Below are 6,517 nucleotides of genomic sequence, written 5' to 3' on the forward strand. Positions count from 1 at the left end.
GGCACCCTTTTGCGGCTAAACCTCCCCCACGCTTAAGGCGCGGGGGGACCCCCATCGCTCTCGCGGACCTGGTTGCTCGCCGTAGTGGTTTCTCAATTGATGGTTGCGGTGATCTAGTGGAAAGAGTGGGCTCATGATTCGTTCGCTGTTGGTGGCCAACCGGGGCGAGATCGCCTGCCGCGTCTTCCGCACCTGCCGTGAGCTGGGCATCTCCACCGTCGCCGTGCACTCCGACGCGGACGCCGGTGCCCCGCACACCAGGGAGGCGGACGCCGCCGTACGGCTCCCCGGCGACGCCCCGGCCGACACCTATCTGCGCGGCGACCTGATCGTGAAGGCCGCGCTCGACACGGGCGCGGACGCCGTCCATCCCGGCTACGGCTTCCTCTCCGAGAACGCCGGCTTCGCGCGTGCCGTGCTCGACGCGGGCCTCACCTGGATCGGCCCGCCGCCCGAGGCGATCGAGGCGATGGCCTCCAAGACGCGGGCGAAGGAGCTGATGGGGCTCGCACCGCTGACCGAGGTCACCGAGGACGATCTGCCGGTGCTGGTCAAGGCGGCGGCGGGCGGCGGCGGCCGCGGCATGCGTGTCGTACGGGAGCTGTCCCGGCTGGACGAGGAGCTGGCGGCGGCCGGCGCGGAGGCCCGGAGCGCCTTCGGTGACGGTGAGGTCTTCGTCGAGCCGTACCTCGAAGGCGGCCGGCACGTCGAGGTCCAGATCGTGGCCGACGCGCACGGCACGGTCTGGCCGCTCGGCACGCGCGACTGCTCCCTCCAGCGCCGCCACCAGAAGGTCATCGAGGAGGCCCCGGCCCCCGGCCTCGGCCCCGAACTCACCGCCTCCCTGTACGAGATGGCGGTCCGCGCCGCCCGCGCGACCGACTACCGGGGCGCGGGCACGGTCGAGTTCCTGGTCGTCGGCGACAGGCCGCACTTCCTGGAGATGAACACCCGCCTCCAGGTCGAACACCCCGTCACGGAGGAGGTGTTCGGCGTCGACCTGGTAGCCCTCCAGATCCGGGTCGCGGAGGCCGAGGCGCTGCCGCCCGAGCCGCCCGCACCCCGCGGCCATGCCGTGGAGGCCCGCCTCTACGCCGAGGACCCGGCGCGAGGCTGGGCGCCCCAGACCGGCACCCTGCGCCAGCTCTCCGTGCCCGGGGTGCGCCTGGACACCGGATACGCCGACGGTGACCGGATCGGGGTGCACTACGACCCGATGCTGGCCAAGGCCGTCGCCTGCGCACCCACGCGTGCGCAGGCCGTACGCAAGCTGGCGGCCGCGCTGGAACGGGCCCGGATCCACGGCCCGGTCACCAACCGCGACCTGCTCGTACGGTCCCTGCGGCACCCGGAGTTCACCGGTGCCCGCATGGACACCGGCTTCTACGACCGCCATCTCGCCGCGCTGACGGCGGAGGACGGGCCGGGCGCGGCGCTTCCGGCGCTGGCCGCCGCGGTCGCCGACGCGCACGGCCGGTCCCGCTTCGGCGGCTTCCGGAACGTTGCCTCGCAGCCGCAGATCAAGACGTACGAGCAGGGCGACCGCACCTACGAGGTGCGCTACCGGATCACCCGCGAGGGGCTGCGGGCCGAGGACTTTCCCGGCGTACGCCTGCTGAGCGCCGCGCGGGACCGGGTCGTGCTCGAAGTAGACGGCGTACGCCGCGAGTTCGCGGTCTCGGCGGTCGGCGACCGGGTCTTCGTCGACTCTCCCCCAGCCGTCGGCGGGGGGACCCCGGTGCCCGGCTCGTACGCGCTCACCGCACGCCCCCGCTTCCCCGACCCGGCCGCCCGTACGGAACCCGGCTCGCTGCTCGCGCCGATGCCCGGGACGGTCGTACGCATCGCGGCCGGGCTCGCCGAGGGCGACCGGGTCGAGACCGGGCAGCCGCTGCTGTGGCTGGAGGCGATGAAGATGGAACACAAGATCACCGCACCGTCCGCCGGCACCCTCACCTCCCTGCCCGTCCGCACCGGGCAGCAGGTCGAGGTGGGGGCGCTGTTGGCGGTCGTCGTGGACTGACCCTCGCCCATGCCTCAAGGGCATGGGAGGTGCGGCATGGGAGGTGCCCCCATCCCGCGCCCGGACCGCACGACCTAACCCACCGCACACAAGGAGCAGTCATGAGCAACGCCATGAGCAACCCTGTGATCGAGACCGAGGAACACCGCGCTCTGCGGGACGCCGTCGCGGCGCTCGGCAAACGCTATGGCCGTGAGTACTTCGCGAACGTCGTCGCCGAAGGCAAGCACACCGACGAACTGTGGACCGAGGCCGCCAAGCTCGGCTATCTCGGCGTCAACCTCCCCGAGGAGTACGGCGGCGGAGGCTGCGGCATAGCAGAACTCGCCATCGTCCTGGAGGAATTGGGTGCGGCAGGCTGCCCGCTGCTGATGATGGTCGTCTCGCCCGCAATCTGCGGCACGGTCATCGCCAGGTTCGGCACCGAGGAACAGAAGCGGACCTGGCTGCCGGGGCTGGCCGACGGCAGCCGCAAGATGGCGTTCGGCATCACCGAGCCGGACGCCGGATCCAACTCGCACCGCATCACGACCACGGCCCGGCGCGATGGCGGGGACTGGATCCTCAACGGCCGCAAGGTCTTCATCTCCGGCGTCGACATCGCCGAGGCGACACTGATCGTCGGCCGTACCGCGGACTCCCGTACCGGCAAGCTCAAGCCGTGCCTGTTCATCGTCCCGCGCGACACGCCCGGCTTCGGCCGCAGCCCGATCCCGATGGACCTGGCCGCCCCGGAGAAGCAGTTCGAGCTCACGCTGGACGACGTACGGCTGCCCGCCGACGCGCTGGTCGGCGACGAGGACGCCGGACTGCTCCAGCTGTTCGCCGGCCTCAACCCCGAGCGGATCATGACCGCCGCCTTCGCGCTCGGCATGGGCCGCTACGCCCTGGAGCGGGCCGTCGACTACGCCCGCACCCGCCAGGTCTGGAAGGACCCCATCGGCGCCCACCAGGCCATCGCGCACCCGCTCGCCCAGGCCCATATCGAGCTGGAACTCGCCCGGTTGATGACCCAGAAGGCGGCCCACCTCTACGACGCGGGCGACGACATGGGCGCGGGCGAGGCCGCCAACATGGCCAAATACGCGGCCGCCGAGGCCGCGGTCCACTCCGTCGACCAGGCCGTGCACACCCTCGGCGGCAACGGCCTCACCCACGAATACGGCCTGGCCTCGATGATCACGGCCGCCCGGGTGGCCAGGATCGCGCCGGTCAGCCGCGAGATGATCCTCAACTTTGTCTCACACCAGTCACTGGGGCTGCCCAAGTCGTACTGAGGGCGGGATGCTGCTGCTCTCCTCGCGGACTCCGCGGGGAGTCGCACCGCTCCGCCGCACTCACCGCTGAAGGGGAAGGCCAGCCATGGTGTTTCACATGTTCCGCAGCGAGTACGCCGATGTCGCGCCCGTAGAACTCCCGATTCACGAGGCCGTCCTCGGACGGGCGCAGGAGTACGGCGACCGGCCCGCGCTGATCGACGGCCTCGACGGCACCACCCTCAGCTACGCACGGCTGGACCACTTCAGCCGCCGGATCGCGGCCGCCCTCGCGGCGGCCGGGGTCCGCAAGGGCGAGGTGCTGGCCCTGCACAGCCCGAACTCCGTGGCCTTCCCCGCCGTCTTCTACGCCGCCTCGCGCTGCGGGGCGGCGGTCACCACCGTCCATCCGCTGGCCACCGAGGGCGAGTTCGCCAAGCAGTTGCGGGACTCCGGCGCCCGCTGGATCGTCACCGTCGCGGCGCTGCTGGACACCGCACGCGGCGCCGCGCACCAGGCCGGCGGTATCGCCGAGATCATCGTCTGCGACCGGGCACCCGGTCACCGCTCGGTACTCGACCTGGTCGGCTCGACCGACCCGGAACCGTCCGTCACCCTCGACCCGGCTCACGACCTGGCCGCGCTCCCGTACTCCTCCGGCACCACCGGCACCCCCAAGGGCGTGATGCTCACCCACCGCAACATCGCCACCAACCTCGCCCAGGTCGCCCCGCTGGTCACCGCCGGCGCCGAAGACCGTGTGCTGGCCGTACTGCCCTTCTTCCACATCTACGGCCTCACCGCCCTCATGAACGCCCCACTGCGCAACGGCGCCACCGTCGTCGTGCTGCCCCGCTTCGACCTGGAACGCTTCCTCGCCGCGATCGCCGAACACCGCATCACCGCCGTCTACGTGGCGCCCCCGATCGTGCTGGCACTCGCCAAACACCCCCTGGTATCCGCGTACGACCTGTCCTCCCTCCAGTACATCGTCTGCTCCGCAGCGCCCCTGGACGCCGAACTGGCCGCGGCCTGCTCCCGGCGGCTCGGCCTGCCGCCGATCATGCAGGCGTACGGGATGACGGAACTCTCACCCGCCACCCATGCCGTGCCCCTGGGCGCGCCGAATCCGCCGCCCGGCGCCGTCGGCAAGCTGCTCCCCAACACCGAGATGCGCATCGTGTCCACGGAGACCGGCGACGATCAGCCGGCGGGCGAGACCGGCGAGATCCTCATCCGCGGCCCGCAGGTCATGAAGGGCTATCTGGGCCGGCCCACCGAGACGGCCGCGATGATCGACGCCGACGGCTGGCTGCGCACCGGCGACATCGGGCACACGGACGGCGACGGCTGGCTGTATGTCGTCGACCGGGCGAAGGAGCTCATCAAGTACAAGGGCTACCAAGTGGCCCCCGCCGACCTGGAAGCGCTGCTGCTCACCCATGACGCGATCGCCGACGCGGCGGTCATCGGAGTCGTCGACGGCGACGGCAACGAGGTCCCCAAGGCGTTCGTCGTACGGCAGCGGGGGGCCCGGCTCAGCGAAGACGACGTCATCGCGTACGTTGCCGGGCAGGTCGCCCCGTACAAGAAAGTTCGCCGCGTGGAATTCCTGGACAGCGTGCCGCGCGCCACCACCGGCAAGATCCTGCGGCGCGAACTGCGCGCCAGGGAAAGGAGCTCGATGGCCTGATGACCGACGCACCCGTGACACCCCTCGTATCGCGCTCCTCAAAGCGCGGCATCACCACCGTCACCCTGGACTCCCCGCACAACCGCAACGCGCTCTCCGCCCGGCTGGTCGCCGAGCTGCACCAGGCGCTCGCGGAGGCCGCTGCCGACGACGGCACCCGCGCTGTGGTACTCACCCACACCGGCGGCACGTTCTGCGCCGGCGCGGACCTCTCCGAGGCCACCTCGGGCGCTGCCAAGGACGGGCCGCTCGGCCTGGCCCGGCTGCTCCGCGCCATCGTGGAGCTGCCCAAACCGGTCGTCGCCCGGGTCACCGGGCATGTACGGGCCGGCGGCCTCGGACTGCTCGGCGCCTGCGACATAGCGGCGGCCGGACCGGACGCGACCTTCGCCTTCACCGAGGCCCGGCTCGGCCTCGCGCCGGCCGTCATCTCGATGCCCCTGCTGCCGCGGCTGGACGCGCGCGCCGCCGGCCGTTACTACCTCACCGGGGAGAAATTCGGCCCGTCCGAGGCGGCCCGGATCGGGCTGGTCACGCTGGCAGCGGACGACGTGGACGCCGGGCTCGCCCCCGTCCTGGAGGGGCTGCGCAAGGGCTCCCCGCAGGGCCTGGCCGAGTCGAAGAAGCTGGTCACCGCCGAGGTGCTGGGCGCCTTCGACCGCGAGACGGACGCGCTCGCCGAACAGTCCGCGCGGCTCTTCGGGTCCGCCGAGGCCCGCGAGGGCATGACCGCCTTCCTGGAACGACGGGCCCCGGCATGGGCGCGGTGACCCCGGCACGCGGCGCCGGGCCCCAGGGCGGCAAGCAGCCCCAGCAGGAGCGCAGCCGCGCCACCCGCCTCAAGCTGCTGGAAGCCGCGATCTGGTGCCTGGCCGAACGAGGCTGGACCGGCAGCACGGTCTCCGTGGTGGCCGAGCGGGCGGGCGTCTCCCGGGGCGCCGCCCAGCACCACTTCCCCACCCGCGAGGACCTCTTCACGGGGGCCGTCGAACATGTCGCGGAGAAGCGGCAGGGCGCCCTGAAGGCGGTCGCGCCCAATCTGCCACCGGCCGGTTCCCTCGCCCGTACCCGGATCGTCGTCGAGGAACTGGTCGGTCTCTATACGGGGCCGCTGTTCCGGGCCGCGTTGCATCTGTGGGTGGCGGCTTCCGACGAGGAGCAGCTGCGCGAGCGGGTCACCGCCCTGGAGGCGCGGGTCGGCCGGGAGGCGCACCGTACGGCGGTGGCGCTGCTGGGCGCGGATGAATCCGTCCCCGGCGTACGGGAAACCGTGCAGGGGCTGCTGGACATGGCCCGGGGCCTGGGGCTGGCCAACCTGCTGACGGATGACTCGGCCCGGCGCGATCGGGTCGTCGAGCAGTGGGCCAAGAACGTTCACGTGACGCTGCGGTTGGGCTGAGGCGGTCCGCTGCGCTTTGCCCAGGCCGTTTTCGGCCGCCTCGCCGCTGTGCTTGCGGCGGGGTTGTTGCCGCTGCGCGGGGCTGTCGGGTGCGGTTCCGGACCTCCGGACTCCGTCCTGCGGTCCGGCCCCTCCCGTTGAGTGTG

Annotated in this window: 5 protein-coding genes; all 5 read left to right on the forward strand. The window is 72.1% G+C overall.

What is annotated here, in order from left to right; translation table 11 throughout:
* Positions 1-133 precede the first annotated feature (133 nt).
* The gene (locus tag AB0I10_RS21150; RefSeq protein ID WP_363154069.1) at positions 134-2,023 is read left to right on the forward strand and encodes a biotin carboxylase N-terminal domain-containing protein; all 1,890 of its coding nucleotides are present in this window, start codon (positions 134-136) and stop codon (positions 2,021-2,023) included.
* Positions 2,024-2,136: 113 nt separating this feature from the next.
* Positions 2,137-3,300 (forward strand): acyl-CoA dehydrogenase family protein, encoded by a 1,164-nt coding sequence (locus AB0I10_RS21155; RefSeq protein WP_363154078.1) that lies wholly within the window; start codon positions 2,137-2,139, stop codon positions 3,298-3,300.
* 85 nt (positions 3,301-3,385) lie between these two features.
* Entirely contained in the window at positions 3,386-4,972 is a 1,587-nt protein-coding gene (locus AB0I10_RS21160; RefSeq protein ID WP_363154070.1) for a 4-coumarate--CoA ligase family protein, read from the forward strand.
* Complete coding sequence (locus AB0I10_RS21165; RefSeq protein ID WP_363154071.1) at positions 4,972-5,742, forward strand: enoyl-CoA hydratase family protein; 771 nt, start codon at positions 4,972-4,974, stop codon at positions 5,740-5,742. Before AB0I10_RS21160 ends, AB0I10_RS21165 begins: the two co-directional genes overlap by 1 nt.
* Positions 5,730-6,371: a TetR/AcrR family transcriptional regulator gene (locus AB0I10_RS21170; protein ID WP_363154072.1), complete on the forward strand. Its 642-nt coding sequence runs from the start codon at positions 5,730-5,732 to the stop codon at positions 6,369-6,371. Before AB0I10_RS21165 ends, AB0I10_RS21170 begins: the two co-directional genes overlap by 13 nt.
* Positions 6,372-6,517 lie beyond the last annotated feature (146 nt).

The sequence above is a fragment of the Streptomyces sp. NPDC050636 genome (genome assembly GCF_040654775.1).
Lineage (GTDB): Bacteria > Actinomycetota > Actinomycetes > Streptomycetales > Streptomycetaceae > Streptomyces.

Coding starts and splice junctions, on each gene's coding strand:
- AB0I10_RS21150 (WP_363154069.1), top strand. CDS start 134: ATGATTCGTTCGCTGTTGGTGGCCAACCGGGGCGAGATCGCCTGCCGC.
- AB0I10_RS21155 (WP_363154078.1), top strand. CDS start 2,137: ATGAGCAACCCTGTGATCGAGACCGAGGAACACCGCGCTCTGCGGGAC.
- AB0I10_RS21160 (WP_363154070.1), top strand. CDS start 3,386: ATGGTGTTTCACATGTTCCGCAGCGAGTACGCCGATGTCGCGCCCGTA.
- AB0I10_RS21165 (WP_363154071.1), top strand. CDS start 4,972: ATGACCGACGCACCCGTGACACCCCTCGTATCGCGCTCCTCAAAGCGC.
- AB0I10_RS21170 (WP_363154072.1), top strand. CDS start 5,730: ATGGGCGCGGTGACCCCGGCACGCGGCGCCGGGCCCCAGGGCGGCAAG.